9 protein-coding genes and 1 pseudogene are annotated in these 17,480 nt (G+C 35.0%); 6 read left to right on the top strand and 4 right to left on the bottom strand.

Annotation, left to right across the window (positions count from 1 at the left end; all coding sequences use genetic code 11):
* Window positions 1–180 precede the first annotated feature (180 nt).
* A complete protein-coding gene (locus RBU60_RS10855) occupies window positions 181–1,155 on the top strand; it encodes a Fic family protein (RefSeq protein WP_308865031.1) in 975 nt (324 codons plus the stop codon).
* Window positions 1,156–1,173: 18 nt separating this feature from the next.
* On the opposite strand, the pseudogene RBU60_RS14165 reads toward RBU60_RS10855, so the two are convergent.
* Window positions 1,174–1,290 (bottom strand): annotated as a pseudogene (locus RBU60_RS14165) (IS110 family transposase); the annotation flags it as partial.
* Window positions 1,291–1,537: 247 nt separating this feature from the next.
* Here RBU60_RS14165 and RBU60_RS10850 point away from each other — a divergent pair.
* Window positions 1,538–1,861 carry a YbaB/EbfC family nucleoid-associated protein gene (locus tag RBU60_RS10850; RefSeq protein WP_308865029.1) on the top strand — a complete coding sequence of 108 codons (324 nt, stop codon included), beginning with the start codon at window positions 1,538–1,540 and terminating at the stop codon, window positions 1,859–1,861.
* 146 nt (window positions 1,862–2,007) lie between these two features.
* On the opposite strand, the gene tamL is transcribed toward RBU60_RS10850, so the two are convergent.
* Window positions 2,008–4,305 (bottom strand): translocation and assembly module lipoprotein TamL, encoded by a 2,298-nt coding sequence (gene tamL, locus RBU60_RS10845; protein WP_308865027.1) that lies wholly within the window; start codon window positions 4,303–4,305, stop codon window positions 2,008–2,010.
* Complete coding sequence (locus RBU60_RS10840; RefSeq protein WP_308865025.1) at window positions 4,305–9,407, bottom strand: translocation/assembly module TamB domain-containing protein; 5,103 nt, start codon at window positions 9,405–9,407, stop codon at window positions 4,305–4,307. Before RBU60_RS10840 ends, tamL begins: the two co-directional genes overlap by 1 nt.
* A gap of 308 nt (window positions 9,408–9,715) precedes the next feature.
* Between RBU60_RS10840 and RBU60_RS10835 the strand changes: the two genes are divergently transcribed.
* Both RBU60_RS10835 and RBU60_RS10830 read left to right on the top strand, forming a co-directional pair.
* The gene (locus RBU60_RS10835; RefSeq protein WP_308865023.1) at window positions 9,716–13,333 is read left to right on the top strand and encodes a BamA/TamA family outer membrane protein; all 3,618 of its coding nucleotides are present in this window, start codon (window positions 9,716–9,718) and stop codon (window positions 13,331–13,333) included.
* A 193-nt stretch (window positions 13,334–13,526) separates the two neighbouring features.
* Window positions 13,527–14,564: a DUF6624 domain-containing protein gene (locus RBU60_RS10830; RefSeq protein WP_308865021.1), complete on the top strand. Its 1,038-nt coding sequence runs from the start codon at window positions 13,527–13,529 to the stop codon at window positions 14,562–14,564.
* Between the two features lie 87 nt (window positions 14,565–14,651).
* Here the strand turns inward: RBU60_RS10830 and RBU60_RS10825 are convergent, their stop codons facing one another.
* Window positions 14,652–16,034, bottom strand: coding sequence for an NAD-dependent succinate-semialdehyde dehydrogenase (locus RBU60_RS10825; RefSeq protein ID WP_308865019.1), 1,383 nt, complete (start codon window positions 16,032–16,034; stop codon window positions 14,652–14,654).
* A 366-nt stretch (window positions 16,035–16,400) separates the two neighbouring features.
* Here RBU60_RS10825 and RBU60_RS10820 point away from each other — a divergent pair, with 366 nt between their 5' ends.
* The gene (locus tag RBU60_RS10820) at window positions 16,401–16,637 is read left to right on the top strand and encodes a hypothetical protein (RefSeq protein ID WP_308865017.1); all 237 of its coding nucleotides are present in this window, start codon (window positions 16,401–16,403) and stop codon (window positions 16,635–16,637) included.
* A complete protein-coding gene (locus RBU60_RS10815) occupies window positions 16,619–16,837 on the top strand; it encodes a hypothetical protein (RefSeq protein WP_308865016.1) in 219 nt (72 codons plus the stop codon). Before RBU60_RS10820 ends, RBU60_RS10815 begins: the two co-directional genes overlap by 19 nt.
* Window positions 16,838–17,480 lie beyond the last annotated feature (643 nt).

Here is a 17,480-nt window from a genome sequence, read left to right as displayed (position 1 = left end):
CCATTTGAACCAAAATCAACGTCTAAATGAATAATATTTTCTAATTTAGCACTGTCCTAAAAAGGGGAAGTCTACATTACCAAATACAAACACGTTATGCATAATTAAAAAATTCCGTTTTCAATTCATAATTGGTGATAAATGATTGTATCTTTGATACTATCAAATGATAGTATCAAAATGAATCCTCCTTACGAAATAACGCCAAAAATTCTAAAATTAATAACCTCAATTTCAGAAAAAATTGGAGAAATAAATGCGACTTATTTAAATAAACCTTCTCCTAAATTAAGAAAGCAAAACAGGATAAAAACGATTCATTCTTCCTTAAAAATAGAGGGAAATAGTTTGACAGAAGAACAAATAACTGCCCTACTCGAAAAGAAAAGAGTCATCGGACCAAAAAAAGATGTTCTCGAAGTTTTGAATGCAATCGAGATTTATGAAAATTTAAACCAATATAATCCCAACAGTGAAAAATCATTTTTAAAAGTCCATAAAAATTTAATGAAAAGCCTCATTGAAGATGCTGGTAATTATAGAAAACAAGGGGTTGGAATTGTAAAGGGTTCTAAAATCGAACATTTGGCGCCACCATCTGAAAATTTAGCTTTTTTAATGAAAGACCTTTTTCAATACTTAAAAAATTCAGAGGAAATCGAATTAATTAAAAGTTGTGTTTTTCATTATGAAATGGAATTTATTCATCCATTTTTAGATGGAAACGGCAGAATGGGAAGATTGTGGCAAACTTTAATTTTAATGGAAAAATATCCAATTTTTGAGTTTTTGCCATTTGAAACTATGATTAGTAATGACCAAGAAAAATACTATAAAGCATTAGCACAAAGTGATAAATCTGGAAAATCAACCAAGTTTATCGAATATATGCTAAACGTGATTGATGTTTCAATCAATAAATTATTGGACTTCAATAACCGAACATTAAATGAGAAAGACCGACTTGAATATTTTATATCGTTAAACAAAAATGAGTTTTCAAGAAAGGATTATATGGATATTTTTAAAGATATTTCTTCTTCCACAGCCAGCAGAGATTTAAAAAGAGGATTAGAATTAAATTTATTCGATAAAATTGGAGAAAAGAACAAAACCAAATATAAAATAACTGGGCAAAACGAAGTACTGTGCTAAAAAACAAGTGAAAATTCATTAATCTTTCACCAAGATACTTTTGTATTCTTTATCAAATATCAATCCCGATGCAATAGCAAAAGCCTTTTTTAGCAGCTTATAACATACGGCGATTAAGGCTAGTTTTTTGCTCTCTTATTCTCATCAATGGGTTAGTCAGCCACTCCCCTTGCGAATCTCTACTCTTTGCTTTAACCATTTGGATTTATACCATTCTTCTCTAACACCACAAACGAAGTTTTGTCATATTCTGTTCTCTAAGAACCGCCTATCCTTTAATTTTTATAAAATTGGAAACGAATGCATCTTCAATTTTAAATTAGTATTCATCGGCGCAAATAGTTTTTTTAATACATTTGCAGTTCACAAAAAATAGATAATTATGTTTGGAGATATGTCGGGTATGATGGATAAAATCAAAGAAACCCAAGCTAAAGTAGAAGAAACGAAAAAACGATTAGATACCGTGAGTCTAGAAGAAAAATCTAATGACGGCTTATTAAAAGTGACTATCACCGCTAATAGAGAAATTAAAGCGGTTGAAGTGGCAGATGAACTTCTTCAAGACAAAGAACAATTAGAAGATTACTTGGTACTTACCTTAAACAACGCCATTAAAAAAGCCACCGATATTCAAGAAGCAGAACTTGGAGCGGTGGCCAAAGAAGGGATGCCAAGCATTCCAGGAATGGATATGTTTAAATAACAGAGCTTATACCAATTAAACCGGTATTATTTATAAGTACAGAGGTAAAGTTTAGAAGACGCTGTTTTCTAAACTTTCTTCTTTTAGGAGAATTTTAAAAGTTATTTTTTGCTATCTATTCGGTTAATCCTTAGACGAAAATAATCTTAAAAGGGATATCCAATAGCAAAGTTAAATACAGGTTTATCGTATTCAAAATCAAATTTCTTAGCCGGCCTTTTTAAAGGAGAAGCTAGATCAAAACGAATCACAAAGCCTTGAACGTCTACTCGCAAACCTACCCCAGCACCAATTCCCAATTCATCTGCAAAACTACCTGAAAATTTCCCTCCCGGTAAAGCTTCATTTTCTTTGGTTAACCATACATTTCCCGCATCGGCGAATACCGCTCCTTTTAAAAAACTAAATAAAGGAAAACGATATTCTATATTGGCTTCTAGACGTATATCTCCCGCTTGATCGTAGTAAGAACTTATTCCTTGTTCATCTGGATTATAAGTTCCTGGTCCTAGCGAGCGAATATGGAATGCTCTCACACTATAAGGTCCTCCAGAAAAGTATTGCTTTACAAAAGGAAGAGATTTAGAATTTCCGTAAGGCAAACCAACACCTCCAAAGACTCTTCCTATCAATACATCTCCTTTGGTTCCTATTTTATAATGATAACGTAAATCTACATCCGCTTTAGCGTATTGTGCATATTTAAGACCTAGAAAAGTTCGATCTCCTTCGCTGTTTTCTTTTGCCAGTAAATCGATGGTATTTCCTGCCACATCAAAATTAAACTTCAAGTAAAATGCGCCTCTTTTTGAAGCGTCAGACAATTCATTATAGGTGAAGCTGTAGGTAAGTCCCGCGATAAACTGCTGTTCAAAGCTTCGCTTTAAAAACGGATTATCTTCTAAAATCTGATTAAATTCATCACTCGTATTGCCCAGTTTTACGTAATTGATATTGATGGGGTTAATTTCATGCGTCACAAACTTATTAGCTTTCCAGATGTATCCAAACGAAGTAGAAAAAGAGGTAAGTGAATACAACTGACTCCGGTCTAAATAATCCACTCCCAGTTTAATTTGTGTCTGCGGTATAGAATACTTAAATCGCTTATTAAAGTCGATAGGAAACATCAATCTTGGAAAGGTTAACGAGGAATTTAAACCAAATTGTATGCTTCGCAATCCAGATTGGCTTCCTTGCCCAGAGAACTGTTGCTCGTAGGCAAAGATTCCGGTAATTCTTAAAATTTCCCCACCTCTAAACAAATTCCGGTCAAGGTAAGTTAACCCCAATCCAGGGCCTGCAAAATTATTAGATTTTGTTACCGCTTGCAGTTCTGCTCTTAGCGTTCGTTTATTAAATGGAGACAAACGAATATCTGCTTCTAAATGCCTGTAGCCATCCTCATCGGTGATGGTATCGGTTTCGTTATAGCGAATATTCACGTACTTATAAATCCCAATAGAAGACAAACGCCGACTCGTATATTTTGAGAATAAAGGATTGTACTTTTGCGCCGGACGTAATAGAATATACGGATCCATACGACGGGGTTTAAAAAAATTATCTTTTTGAATGTAATGTAAACGATCATACACGGTGGTATCTTCCACCCCTTCATCTGAGTCTAGCGCTTCATTGGGATAAATATTCACCTTATCTAAAATATAAGTCACCTTAGATCGTTCTGGAACGCCTTCTTTTAAGCGAAGAAATAAATCAAATTTTCTTTTATCATACTGATTCGTATCGGCTTCAAAAATGATAAAATTAGGGTTAAAATTATAATAACCTTTTTGCTTTAAAAAATTGTCTATTCGCTCTCTTTCTTTTTTAAAACTAGTCAAATCAAAGCGCATATCTTTTTCGATAAGCGTTTCCTCCATCGAAAGCTCAATATCCTTTACCAATCTTAACGATAATGAATCTAGAGAATCTTTTTCTACCGTAAAAGTCTCCATTTGATAAGGTGCGGTAAGCTTAACATCATATTCTGCTTTTGCGGTTATCGCACTACTATCTCGCTCTACGGCGGAAGTAATCCTGCTGCTAAAGAAACCATTGTTTTCTAGTCTATTTTCAATAATATCCTCGGTGCCGTTCACATCCACATCTGACATATAAACAGGCTCCTCTCCTAATTTCTTGCTTAAAAACCGGTTGATAAACCCTGGTTTTTCTTTTTGACCTATATAATAATAATGCAAGCCAGGATAAAGTCCTAAAAACTTGGCATTGGGTTGAGGATAAAGCAAGTTATCTAGCTCTGCTTGCAACTCAGGCTTATTCTTAACCTCTAGCGTATCTTCTATATTAATTTTTGCGCCACGGTATAAAAACTCTCCTTCTGGAACATATTTTTTTACCGCACAAGCGTTAAGCACCATTAATAAAATAACGGCTATAAAAACAAAAGAGTAGTTGATTTTGATATGCTTTCTCATTAATTTTCTTCTTCTTTTATCGCGTCTGCGGAAGTGTTTTCTTTTTCTTTCTCTTTCTTCTCTTCCTTAGGAGAAGATTCTTCTTCTTCTTCCTTCTCTTGCTTTTGAGCTGCTTCTTCTTTCTTGATTTCCTTTGCAAATAACTCGCTAAACTTATTAAACTCTCGCGTAAAAATTAAAGCAATTCCACTTACAAATACTTGTCCGTCAATAATATTCTCGTACTCACTTTTTCTAAATCCGCGTAAGCGCCACCTACCACTTTCGGTTAATAAATATTCAACACTTACATTTCCAATTACAGGATTATCTTCTCCTGGGCGTGCTTCTCCTTGCACTCCTACTTCACTTCCTGCAGAAACTACCAACCTATCGTTGAACAGCTTTTTACTGGCACTAATATTTAAATCGGTTCTACTTTCTGGCGAAGATCCTTGATAATCGGTATAACTTTCAAGTCCAAAATTAAGCTCTATTCCTGTATTACCGGTAAGCTTATCTGAAAATACATTCAATTGATCAGACAAGGCTTGATTTAGGTTATCTCTTGCTACAACCGCCGCTCCTCCTTCACTACCATCGGTTCCTGATTGTGGAAAAAATCGGTTGAGCACCAATAAAGAAAATACTTGCTTATTCAACTCATCTTCCTGTTGATTAAGCTGAGAAATTCTTCCGTAGACGGCACCGCCAATAGCTCCGCGTTCCTCTTCGGGCATATCTAAACTAAATTCTAAAATAGGTTTGTCTAATTCTCCTTTTACATTAAGATAGACCATAAAAGGAAGTCGCTGTTTAAATTTATTCTGTTCAGAAGAGGATTCTCCAGAAGTTTGACTCGCCATTAAACCGGAAGCCGAAGTTTTCACATCATAAATCGCTTTTACATCTAAATCGGCATTCATAGGATCTCCATTCCACGAAACCGAGCTTTCTGGGGCAATATCAAATTTTCTTTTTACCAAGTTGTATAAACTCATTTCATAATGACCGTCGCTAATCTCATACCTTCCGGTGAGTGTAGTTCTTCCGCTTCTTTCTATATTAAAAAATAGATTTCCGTCTCCAACCACTTGTAAATTATCTCCTGTTCTCTGATCTAAAATGATATTAAACGTAGAATTAGGTTCTATAACTAGCTCTGTATTTAGCTCTATTCCCGAAATCACTGCAGTCACCTCATCTTTATTATGACGTGTTAAAATAGCATCTGGATTTTCTTTATTGACAAAGATTACGACTCCGTCACGCTCCACAATATCTACTTGGGCTTCTGGTAGAATATAAGTAGCATCGGTTTTTTCATCTACGGTAAGTTTAGCTTTTACTTTCGGAAAACTCAACTTTCCTTTTACGGTAGCATCTACATCAAAAACAACTTTTCCATAATAAAGTTCATTATCTTCTATCGTAGAATTAAGCGCTTCAAAATCATTGGCTTTAATGCTTAAATCAAAGCTAGGATCTGTAAGGTCTTTGGTTAGAATCTCTCCATTCACCGTAAAGTCATTACTTTGTGCATCGCTAATCGAGAATTTATTAAAGTAAACACCTTTATTATCTACCTTAATTATATCCTCATTTAAACTAAACTTAGAGTTAAGCATACTTACTAAAAACTCGGCATCTTTAAAATTAACCTCTCCTTTATAATTGATATCATCTAATGGCCCATCTACTTTAAAATTCGCCATCATGCTTCCTTTAGACTCTTTTAGCGCTTCTCCAGAAAAACCTTGTAGAACTGTCATCGCCAACTTATTGAGGTCTAATTCTACATTAAGCTGCGGACCCGATTTTTGGGTTACATAATCGCCATCTAGTTTTAAATCTATATTCTCGCCTTGTATTCCTAAGTTAAAATCATACTTCTTAAGTCCTACTGAATTTGCCGTAAGTTCTAATTTTCCTAATGGAATTTCTACCGCTTCAAAATTATCAATATTCATATCGGCTACAAGTCCCCAATCTTCTAACGGATTTATAATTTTAAAATCCCCATTAACTGTACCCGATGCCAAATACTCCTCTGGATTAAAGTAGCTCATAAACGTAGAGAGTTCAAAGTTTTTAAGCGCAATGCCTAAATGATCTTCGGTTTCTCCTAGGTCGTCGCTAAGTTTAATCTCTTGATTTGCGTTAGACATTACAAAATCTTGGAAAGCGATCTCTTTTTTAGAAATACTGATTTGATTGGAAGTAGGCATTTCCCAAGGCTCCCGGTTTAAAATTAATTCTGAAGGATTGATTCTAAATACAAGTTTTTCGTCATCTCCAGTCATTTCTGACTTTACGCGGTAAAGTTTCTCGCCTTTTGCATACGAGTTAAAGTCTAGATATAAGGTATCTTGAGTGAGGCTTCCGCTAATAGCGGTTTTATTTATCGCCAACGGACCTGCTTCTAGGTTACCAAACCCAGCACTAAAATTAGCTTCCTCACTATTAGAATCTATATTTATTTGCAAGCTGTCTAATCTATTGTTTTGGTATACCAAACGCGGTAAAGAAACTCTTGCTTTAAGATCTTCCTTCTCTTCATCAAAATCTACCTTAAAGTAAATCGTGTCCATTTCTTTAACTCCGTCAAGGAAAACATCACTAATAATAGGCGACTCGGTAATGGTGGTTTCCATCTGCAGGTTTACAAAATGAGGTATCGTATCGTTATGAAGCGTTTCTTTAAAATAGTGATTGGCATGATGTTGTAACGCCTTCATAATTTGATCTGGACTCGCATTGGAGTTTAATGTTGTTTTTAAGAAACTCCCATCAATCGTTAAAGCTGTACTGTCTTTGGTCACTTGAGAATCCATTGCAATATCTCCCAAATAATAAGGTTTTTCATCGTAAACCACTACTCCATCAGTGATGTTTACCTGCGCAGTAAAATCTTCAGAATTGCCTTTAAAATGACCGTCTACATATACCTTTGCTTTGATATCTTTATCAGAAAGGCCTAAGGCATAAAAATCTATGCCTTCCATTTTGGCATTAAAATCTACCTCTGGAGCCACCGAATCTAAAATAATGTGAGAATCCAATTTTAGATTTACATTCTTATCTTTAAAATCAAGATTTACATCTCCCGTTCCATTTACGATTTTTCCATCGAGTTTGATCGCAGATAAATCGTAATCGTTATACGTAAGCTGAGTAAACTGAGAATCTAAAGTGGCATCTAAGGAGTTCATATCTTTTCCGCTCCCAGAGCTTTCTAAAGATAAAGAAATCTTTCCAAGCTCCGGCATTTGTAAAATTTTGCCCAAATCTAAGTCGATGGTTTCTAGTTTTGTATCAAAAGCAAGTTGGTTGTCGTTTCTAAAAGATCCGTTTACTTTTACTACACCTTCTGGAATGGTCATTTGCGCTTTCGCGGAAAGTCGGTCTAAACGGCCTTTTAATTCTCCCTCAATTTTTACTGTTTCTGGAAGACTGATTCCCAAATCTTCTTCGGAAGCAAAAACCAATAAATCTTCTTTGACAGAATTAATACTGAATTGCTGAATATCAAACATCAAATTATCGGTATCGGTCACATTTTTTAGATTCCCATAGGCAACGACAGAAGTTTTATTCCCCCAATTTAACTTGGTGTCTTTTAATTGTAAGTTGGCTAAAGTCCCGTTAGTATTTATTTTTCCGTAGAAATTTTTAGCCGCTATCTTTTTAAATTCTTCGTTTTGGCGTAATTCGGGAGAAAAATAATAGGCTTCCTTCGCGTCTACCTTAAAATTGGGCACCGAAATTTGAAAACTTCCCTTCTCTGGACGATCCATAAAATCTTGCAGGGAAGCAAAACTCGCAGATAAGCTTCCGTTAAGGTTACTTTTACGAGTGGCTAGATTTAAATTATTTATTTGTAAGCTTTGAGGTTCTAAAGAAATTTGTGTAGAGAGCTCTTTAAGGCTAAAGCCTCCCGCCTCTTCAAAAGAAAGTGCATCTAGGTTCACTACCGCGGTTTCATTTTTTGAAAGCTGTAGTTTTTCTGCTAGTAAGTTGAAGCTGTTGAGTTGAAAAGCTAAGGGATTAAATTCTCCGGCTTTGGTTTTTTCTTCCGCTTGACGGAAAGCAATTTTATTATCTTTAAAATCGACATCACTTACTTCTACTTCCCAATCTGGCCAAAAAGAAGAATCTGCTGCGGGTTCTTCCTGAACCTCTTCCTCTGGCTTGCCTGTTTTGATATCAACTAGAGAGTTATGCAATTTTAAGTTGCTAATCTCTACTTGTTGTTCTTGTAAATTGATCATAGGAACCTCTGCGAAGAAATCTTGAAGGTCTACAATCGCCTTTAAATCGTCTGGCTGGGAGTCATAAACGGCACTTACGTTCTTTAACTCTATTTCTCCTATCGCTAATTGAGGCAAGGGAACTGTGTCTTGTTCTTCACTAACCATAGGTTTGGTTTGCTGATAACTTACAGAGGTTTGACTAAGTCTTACGTATTTTAACTCGTAGATACTTTTATCTAAGTCTAGCTTTTTTCCTTTAACCTCTAAGTCTTGTAATTTTAGTTTTAAGAAAGTTCCCGCAACTTCGTCTTGGTAATTTAGATTGATCTTTCTTAAAGCAAGGGTTCCCAAAGAAAAGGTATAAGGTTCTGCATTAGGATCTTCTTCTACTTCTTCTGTTTGCGTGGTATCGCTAACAAAAGCATCGATCAAGAATTGATAATTAAATCCGCTAAGACTATCTTTTTGAATCACATTGGCGGTGAGTTCTTCTACCTCTACATCGTCAATATTGATTTCATTCTTTTTTAGAATACTCCATAACGGAATATCGGCCTCTAAAGATTTGGTATAGATAAGGGTGTCTCCTTTTTGGTCTTCGATGTAAAGCCCTTTCACAGAAATGTCTCCAGAAAAAGTGATAAAGAGTTTCTCTATCTCGACTTTTGTATGCGTTTTATTAGACACATAATTGGTCACTTTATCTACAATAATCCCTTGTCCCCAAGGGCTTCTAATAAAAAGAAGCAAGAGCACTAGGATGATAAGTAGAATTAAGAAAAACTTGGCAATAAAGCGCAAAATTTTCTTAAGTTTAGACTTCTTTTTTATGACAGGTTGGGGTTTACTCACTCTTCTTTTATTAATCATCAAATTTATTCAGCAAAAACTTAACGCAGTCCTTTTTAAGTGTTTAAGTTAAGTTAAAGTTTAGCTTTAATTTTTTAATCTTTAGTCCTTGCCTTTTAATTAAAAATACTGGTTCATTCTTATATGAATTACCTATTTTTTTTTGATTTAAAATCGCCATCTATCCAAAACTTTTTTTACATAATTTACGTAAATTTACGGATGCTATTATGAATATTTAAACTTTTAAAGAAAGCTTGAAAAAATGTTATAATGCGTTAAAAAAAATTCCAATTAAAAATTTTTATTCAAATTTAGCCTACTAATTAATGATCACACCTAAATATATGCAAAATTACTATTCTCAAATAAAAGGAAATCATAAGTTTTTAATGATTTTCTCAAGTATTTTTTTGTTTTTATCCTTAGATGCTTTAGCTCAAGAAAAGAACCGAGAACTATCTAAAACAATATACTTTACAGCAAATACAGGTTTAGAGAAAGATTCTAAGTCTGATAAAATTCTAGAACAAATCGTAAACTCTTCTCAGCAAGATGAAGATGCCGCTATTGTAGTTTTAGGAAATTTAACTCGGGAAATAGGTTATCCTGATGACGAAGATAAAAGAAAAAAAGAAGAAGCCTATTTAACGCAGGGTTTATTAAATCCTCTTAAAGACTTTAAGGGTAATGTTATTTTTACTCCGGGGAGAAATGAATGGAACAATAAAGGCGGTCATAAAAACATTGATGATTTAGAATCTTTCTTACAAGATCATAGCAAAGCGAAATTTTGGCCCAATGACGGTTGTCCTATTGACGGGAAAGAACTAAGTGATGATACCTATTTAGTAATGGTAGATTCTCAATGGTATATAGAAGATTGGGATCACTATCCTTACATCAATAACAAATGTGAGTATAAAACCCGAAGCGCTTTTCTAGCCGAGTTTAAAGATGAGTTGAAAGACAACCAAGACAAAACCGTTATTGTAGCGGTGCATCATCCTATTATGAGTGCTAACCGCAAAGGTTTCTTTGGGAGAATGGGTGGTTTTTCTAGTCAAGAATATTATAGCAATCAAATGCAAGCTCTTGTGGGAAGACTAGAAACAGTTGCTAGCCAATTTGAAGATGTGATCTTTGTTTCAGGAAATCATAAAAATTTACAATACTTAGCAGACGACGGAATCCCACAGATTATAAGTGGCTCGACCGGAGAAACACAGAAGACAAGACCCGAAGAGGATAAAGGCTTTTTTGGAAGCGAAGAACCTGGTTACGCTAAATTAAGCGTTTTTACAAATGGAAGTTCTCAAGTAGACTTTTACAACTTAGAAAGCAGCGTTACTCCCATTTACAGTACAATCATAAAACGAGAAAGAGCTACTCTTGACGAAGTAGATTTTCATCAAAAAAGTGAATTTGGAAAAACCTATAAAGCTTCGGTTTATACCGAAAAGGAAGTAAATAAATCGGGTTTACATACCTGGGCTTGGGGAGATCATTACCGCAAGGTTTATGGTAAAAAAATTGAAGTTCCCGTATTGTTTTTAGATGAGCTTCCAGGAAATCCCAAAGCAATTTCTGCAGGAGGAGGTAACCAGTCTAGATCATTAAGACTCTTAGATGACAACGAGAACGAGTTTACGCTTAGAGAGATGAGAAAAAGTGCGGTTAGGTTTATCCAATCGAGCATTAAAGATCATTATGTGGTAGATTATATGAGAAATACCGTAGCCGAGGACATCATCACCGATTTCTACACAACGGCGCATCCTTACGCTCCATTTGCCGTTAACGGACTTTCTGAAAGTTTAGGTATTCTTCACGCCAACCCTAAAATATATTACGTTCCTAAACAAATTGGCCTAGATAGGTTTAATGAATCTTATGGAGATAAGTTATATATGTTAGAGGAACACGTAGGCGACGAGAATAAAGATTTTAAAACCTTTGGTGCTTCAGAAGATATTATAAGTACGGCAGATATGATTTTAGAGCTGCAAGACAATAAAGATGCAAAGATAAATGAAGCCGAATATATAAAAGCGCGTATTTTTGATATGCTTATTGGCGATTGGGATAGACACCAAGACCAATGGCGTTGGGCTAAATACGAAAAAGGAGGGAAAGACATTTACCAAGCCATCCCAAGAGACAGGGATCAAGCTTTTCCTAAATATGACGGGCCTATTTTAGCTTTATTAAAGTTAGGTGTTCCCTTGTTAAGAGTGATGCAAAACTATGAGGCAGAAATCAAAAACTACAAATGGTTTAATGCTGCTGGCTATCCTTTAGATAAAATATTTATCAAGTCTTCTAATTGGAAAGAATGGGAAAAACAAGCCCAATACATTCAGAATAATTTGAGTGATGAGGATATTGAAAACGCTTTCGCGGAATTGCCTCAAGATGCGCAAGATGAAAGTATAGCTCAAATTAAAGAAACCTTGAAGCTAAGAAGAGCTAATATTGTGAATATTGCAAAAGAATATTATAGCTACTTTAAGAAATTCGTAACCGTTACCGGAACCCAAGAAGACAATAAATTCTTAATTACCAGAAAAGATAATGGCATCACCAAAATTGAAATTAAAGAAGAAGGTGAAATTATTTTTTCTAACGAATACAACGCCAAAGAAACTAAAGAGATCTGGGTTTATGGTTTAGATGGCCACGATGAATTTAAGGTAGAAGGAGATGGAAACAAGCTTATCAAAATAAAGATTTTAGGAGGAGAAGAAAACGATATCTATGATTTTGAAAGAAAAGCGAAAACCAAAGTTTACGATTATAGATCTAAGAAGAACACCTTAAAAAATGTAGGCTCCAAAAGATTAACCGACTCCTACTCTATCAATAACTATGATCCCAATAAAAAAATCTACTCTAGTAATGTAGTGTTGCCAAGTGTAGGTTTTGATCCTGATGCTGGTTTTAAAGCAGGCTTATCCAATACGTTTACTACCTATGGTTTAGTGAGAAATCCATTTACCACGCAGCATACCCTAACTGCCAATTATTTTTCGGCGACCCAAGGCTTTGAAGTGAAGTATTACGGAGAGTTTGCACATATTTTCTACAATTGGAATTTTGGACTAGACGCAAGATTCACCAGCCCAAATTATTCGATCAACTTTTTTGGCGTAGGGAATGAAACTAGTTATGATAACGATATAGACAAAGATTTTAACCGAGTACCCATTAAGCAATGGCACGTAGCTCCATCTTTAATTTATAAAGAGAGTGAGACCGTTACCGCTTATTTTAAACCCAGTATAGAATCTTACGAAGTAGACGATTCTTACAATGATTTTATTGGAGAATATTATGCCGAAGAAGATGGTGTTTTTTCGGATCAGATGTATGTGGGCGCAGAAGTAGGTTTCAACTTTAACAACAAAGGTAGTATGATTGGCTACCCAAGAAGAGGAATGGAATTAGATTTAAAGGCAGGATATAAATCGAGTATCAATGAAGATTTTGATAATCAGTTCACGTATTTGAATCCGACGGTTTCTTTTGTCTATCCTATTCACGAAAGTGGCGTTGCTGCAGTAGCAACACGTGCAAGTGCGAATTTTGTTTTAGGTGATTTTGGCGAAGATTACGAATTTTATCATGCCGCAACTATAGGAGGAAATGAAAGCTTACGCGGATTTAGAAACGATCGATTTTTAGGAGAAAGCTCCTTCTTTCATAGCACCGATTTACGTGTGGGTGTTGCCAAAGTAAGAACCAATTTTATTCCATTACGAATAGGAATTACTGCAGGGTTTGATTACGGTAGAGTTTGGATGGAAGGTGAAGATTCAAACAAATGGCACAATAGTTACGGGGGTTCTGTATTTATTAACGGGTTTAGTGCCTTTACGGCCAATGTAGGTTACTACATGAGTGATGAAGATAACCGACTTATATTTACCTTAGGATTCAGGTTCTAAGAGAGAAATTATATTTTTAAAAGCTTCAGGTTAACGCCTGAAGCTTTTTTTTTGATTAGAGCTACCCTGTTTAAAATGAAACGTATCTATTCCGCTTGACGGAAAAAAATACGCTTTGTTAATTTAGATTTATATATATTTATAAGTAGAAACTAACCCATTTATCAATTTTTGATGGCATAAATTTTAACATATGAAAAAAACAATTCTTCTTCTAGCACTCGCTATTGCGATTAGTGCTTGTAAAAATCAACAAAAAGAAACGAACGAAAATACTACAGAAAAAAGGGTAGAAAAAGAACCTAGCCCAGAAGAAATGGCTATGTACAATGGGCTAAAAAGTGAAGCATGGAATTTTTATGATGAAAAAGAATATTTAAAATCGGCGCGAAAATATAATGAGGCTTTTAAAGTTCTTGGTGAAAAATCTAATTCTACCGACAGGTACAATGCTGCTTGTTCTTGGGCATTGGCCAATAAAGTAGACTCTTCATTTGTGCAGTTATTAAACGTGGCAAACGAAGGAAATTACATCAACTACGATCACATTACCACAGATTCTGATTTAAACAATTTGCACGACGACCAACGTTGGGATGAAGTTTTAACACAGGTAAAAGCGAATAAAGAAAAGGCAGAAGCCAATCTCGACAAGCCTCTTGTAGCGACGCTAGATACTATATTTAAGGATGATCAAGGTTTAAGAAGACAAATAAGCGAAGTAGAAGCGGAATATGGCAGAGACTCTAAAGAGATGAAAGCACATTGGGCCACTATTACAGAGAAAGATTCTATCAATCTAATTAAGATTCAAGAAATATTAGATGAACGCGGATGGTTAGGAACTGATGTGATTGGTAGACGTGGAAATTCTACTTTATTTTTAGTAATACAACACGCAGATTTAGAAGTACAAGAAAAATACCTTCCTATGATGCGAGAAGCAGTAGAAAAAGGAAATGCACAAGCGAGTAGTTTAGCTTTATTAGAAGATCGAGTAGCCTTAAGAAAAGGAGAAAAACAAATTTACGGAAGTCAAATAGGCAGAGATCAAGAGACAGGAGAATTTTATGTTTCTGCATTAATCGACCCAGAAAATGTAGATGAACGAAGAGCAAAAGTAGGCTTAGGTTCTATTGCTGATTATGTTTCTAACTGGGATATGACCTGGGATGTTGAAAAACATAAAGAAAGAATGGCAAACATGGAAAATGAGGATAAAATGAAATAGACTTTTTGATACGTCTTTACTTTCAAAATAATTCATAAAAAAAGCTGCATAGAAAAATATGCAGCTTTTAAATTTAAAAAATATTTTTTAAGACTTTAAACGCATCATCGCTTTGGAGTTCACAAATTCTTTCATTCCAAAGCCTCCGTGTTCTCTTCCGTAACCCGAATCTTTTACTCCGCCAAATGGCATATTAGGTTGCGCAAGCCCAAAGGAATTAATAAATACCATACCTGTATCAAAATGATGTTTAGCCAGCTCAAAAGCTTTGCCTTCATCTTTGGTGAATATTCCGCCACCTAGACCAAAACGACTAGAATTAGCTACTTTAAAAGCTTCTTTTTCATCTTTTACTTTAATTAACGACGCAACGGGTCCAAATAACTCATCATCATAAGCAGGCTGCCCAGAAGTGACATTTTCTAAAACGGTAGCAGGATAATAAAATCCTTTGCCTTCAGGGATTTCTCCGCCGCATAAAATTTTAGCTCCGTTTTTTACACTTTCCTCTACTTGATCGTGTAGTTTCTCTCTCAAATCTTTTCTTGCCATAGGTCCTATTTGAGCATCTTTTCCTGTAGGATCTCCAACTTTTATAGCTTTCATCTGTTCTACATAAGCCTTCTTAAACTCTTCATAAACCTCTTCTACAATTAGAAAACGTTTGGCCGCTACACAAGTTTCGCCATTGTTATAAATTCTTCCGTTAACGCAAGTTTTTACAGCAAGATCAATATCGGCATCTTTCAATACAATATAAGCATCATTAGAACCCAATTCTAAAACCGTTTTCTTTAATTCGGCTCCTGCTTTTGCCCCTATAACTTTACCTGCTTCTGGACTTCCGGTAAGGGTTACTCCGCGTACCAATTTATTTTTAATTACATTATCAGACATGTCGTGATCAATCACTAAGACTTTAAACAAGTCTTTAGGAAAACCAACCTCCCCTAAAATTTTTTCTAAGAGTAAAGCAGTTCCCGTCACATTTGCAGCGTGTTTTAATAAGACGGCGTTCCCCGCCATAAGATTAGCAATGGTATACCTCATTACTTGATAGACTGGAAAATTCCAAGGTTGGATTCCGTAAATAACACCTATTGGGGAATGCGTAATGACCCCTTTGCCGCTATTAGGCAACTCTCGCTCTTCATCTTTTAAATGTTCTGGGCCGTTTTCTGCCGTCCAAGTGCAAATTTGAGTACATAAATTTACCTCTTGTTTACTCTGTTGGAGTAACTTTCCCATTTCATTGGTCATTAAATGAACAAGTTCATCTCTATGATTTTGAAGTGCCTCCCCTACTTTCTTAATATAAGAAGCTCGCTGTTGGGGAGTATTTTTCTTCCATTCTAAAAAGGCATTATGACAAGATTGTACAGCATCTTCAGTTTCTTTAGAAGTCATATGCGTGTACGTTTGAATAACTTCTTCGTTGGTTGGATTAATTGTTTTAAAAGTGTTTGACATTGTTTTTTTTCTTTTCAAGTTAAGAAAATAAGAAGCATTTGTTCCCAATAAAATGTTATTAAACAATTGTTTAAGAGAATTTTACAACTCTTTCTGCCCAAAATGAATTCATTCATACAGTTCCTTGCTTTTTCTATAAAATAGCTTTTTTTAAATCTGACTAAAGTCAGCAGTAGGTAATTACTCAAGTATAAAAGTATTTTATCGTTGTCCGATTCACTATGAAATCCCAAATACTCACTTCTTTTGCATCGCATACCTGTATCAAAAGTGATCTAGACTTTTTAACAGGATTGCATATCCGTAAAAATTTCAATATATTGGTGTGTTTACAAATATGTAAAATTTGACAATTATGCTAAAAAAATGAAATTTGCTATAACAATTACACTAATCCTATCATCCTTTATAATCAGCGCCCAAACCTATGTTAGAGAGGGAAAAGGAGATTACAATACCGTTCTATTCACTTGGGATGGCAAATATTTAAGACAAGGAAAAGGAGAATATAAAACTGTTTTATACACTTTTGACGGGAAATATATTCGACAAGGGAAAGGAGATTACCATACTGTTTTATCAACTTGGAAGGTAAATATTTAAGACAAGGAAAAGGAGATTACAATCCTGTGCTTTACACTTTCGACGGTAAGTACATTAGACAAGGAAAAGGCGATTACAAAACTGTTTTATACACATTTGACGGGAAATATGTAAGGCAGGGAAAGGGAGATTACAATCCTGTATTATTAACGATTGATGGCGATATACCCATCGCCGTTTTGATTTTTACCCTTATTTAATCACAAAATGGGGTGAAAAAATTATAATCCAACATGCCTGCATTAAGTTTTATCCTAGTTAACAACCATCACATTATGGACAAAACGGGGGAATGATTGAATCATGACACTATTATTCAGTTTTTTAATCTATTGCTTACAAGAACACGCAGTTAATCTAAATTTACCACTTCTGTCCCTTAAAAAGACAAGGTGGTTTCTGCTGCGTTTTAAAACTTGGCACATCAACATTTCACGCAAAATTTTAGCATTAAAAAAGATGCTTCCTGCTTAACATTACTCCCATTCATTTAAATAAGAAAGTGAAGGGTGAAAAGGGAAGATCGTTTCAGAAATCATTTAGGAAATTACCATTATTGAAATTAAAGGATTAGTGCTGGAATCTAATTTGAGCATTAACGAAATAAGTGAAGTCTACACTTGCTCATCCAAACTTACGATCTCGTGCTTGGTTTCTGGTTGGTTTATCCTGAGCTGGGTTGAAAAATCAGTACCAAGGTTTACAACACTGCGCATATAGAACATGTATTCTCTCGATTAATGATCTACGTTTTGGTGACTAAAATATATCCATAACAGACGTATCACGTGTATAAATAATTACTACTTTAGTTCTTAATCGAATCACGTGCTGCATTCGAAT

This window comes from Mesonia profundi, from assembly GCF_031085155.1.
GTDB classification, from domain to species: domain Bacteria; phylum Bacteroidota; class Bacteroidia; order Flavobacteriales; family Flavobacteriaceae; genus Mesonia; species Mesonia profundi.
The sequence above is the reverse complement of the archived record's forward strand: the minus strand, read 5'-3'. Positions and strand labels throughout refer to the sequence as shown.

Excerpts from the sequence above, each read along its gene's own strand:
- RBU60_RS10855 (WP_308865031.1), top strand. The coding sequence starts at position 181 with ATGAATCCTCCTTACGAAATAACGCCAAAAATTCTAAAATTAATAACC.
- RBU60_RS10850 (WP_308865029.1), top strand. The coding sequence starts at position 1,538 with ATGTTTGGAGATATGTCGGGTATGATGGATAAAATCAAAGAAACCCAA.
- tamL (WP_308865027.1), bottom strand. The coding sequence starts at position 4,305 with ATGAGAAAGCATATCAAAATCAACTACTCTTTTGTTTTTATAGCCGTT.
- RBU60_RS10840 (WP_308865025.1), bottom strand. The coding sequence starts at position 9,407 with ATGATTAATAAAAGAAGAGTGAGTAAACCCCAACCTGTCATAAAAAAG.
- RBU60_RS10835 (WP_308865023.1), top strand. The coding sequence starts at position 9,716 with ATGATCACACCTAAATATATGCAAAATTACTATTCTCAAATAAAAGGA.
- RBU60_RS10830 (WP_308865021.1), top strand. The coding sequence starts at position 13,527 with ATGAAAAAAACAATTCTTCTTCTAGCACTCGCTATTGCGATTAGTGCT.
- RBU60_RS10825 (WP_308865019.1), bottom strand. The coding sequence starts at position 16,034 with ATGTCAAACACTTTTAAAACAATTAATCCAACCAACGAAGAAGTTATT.
- RBU60_RS10820 (WP_308865017.1), top strand. The coding sequence starts at position 16,401 with ATGAAATTTGCTATAACAATTACACTAATCCTATCATCCTTTATAATC.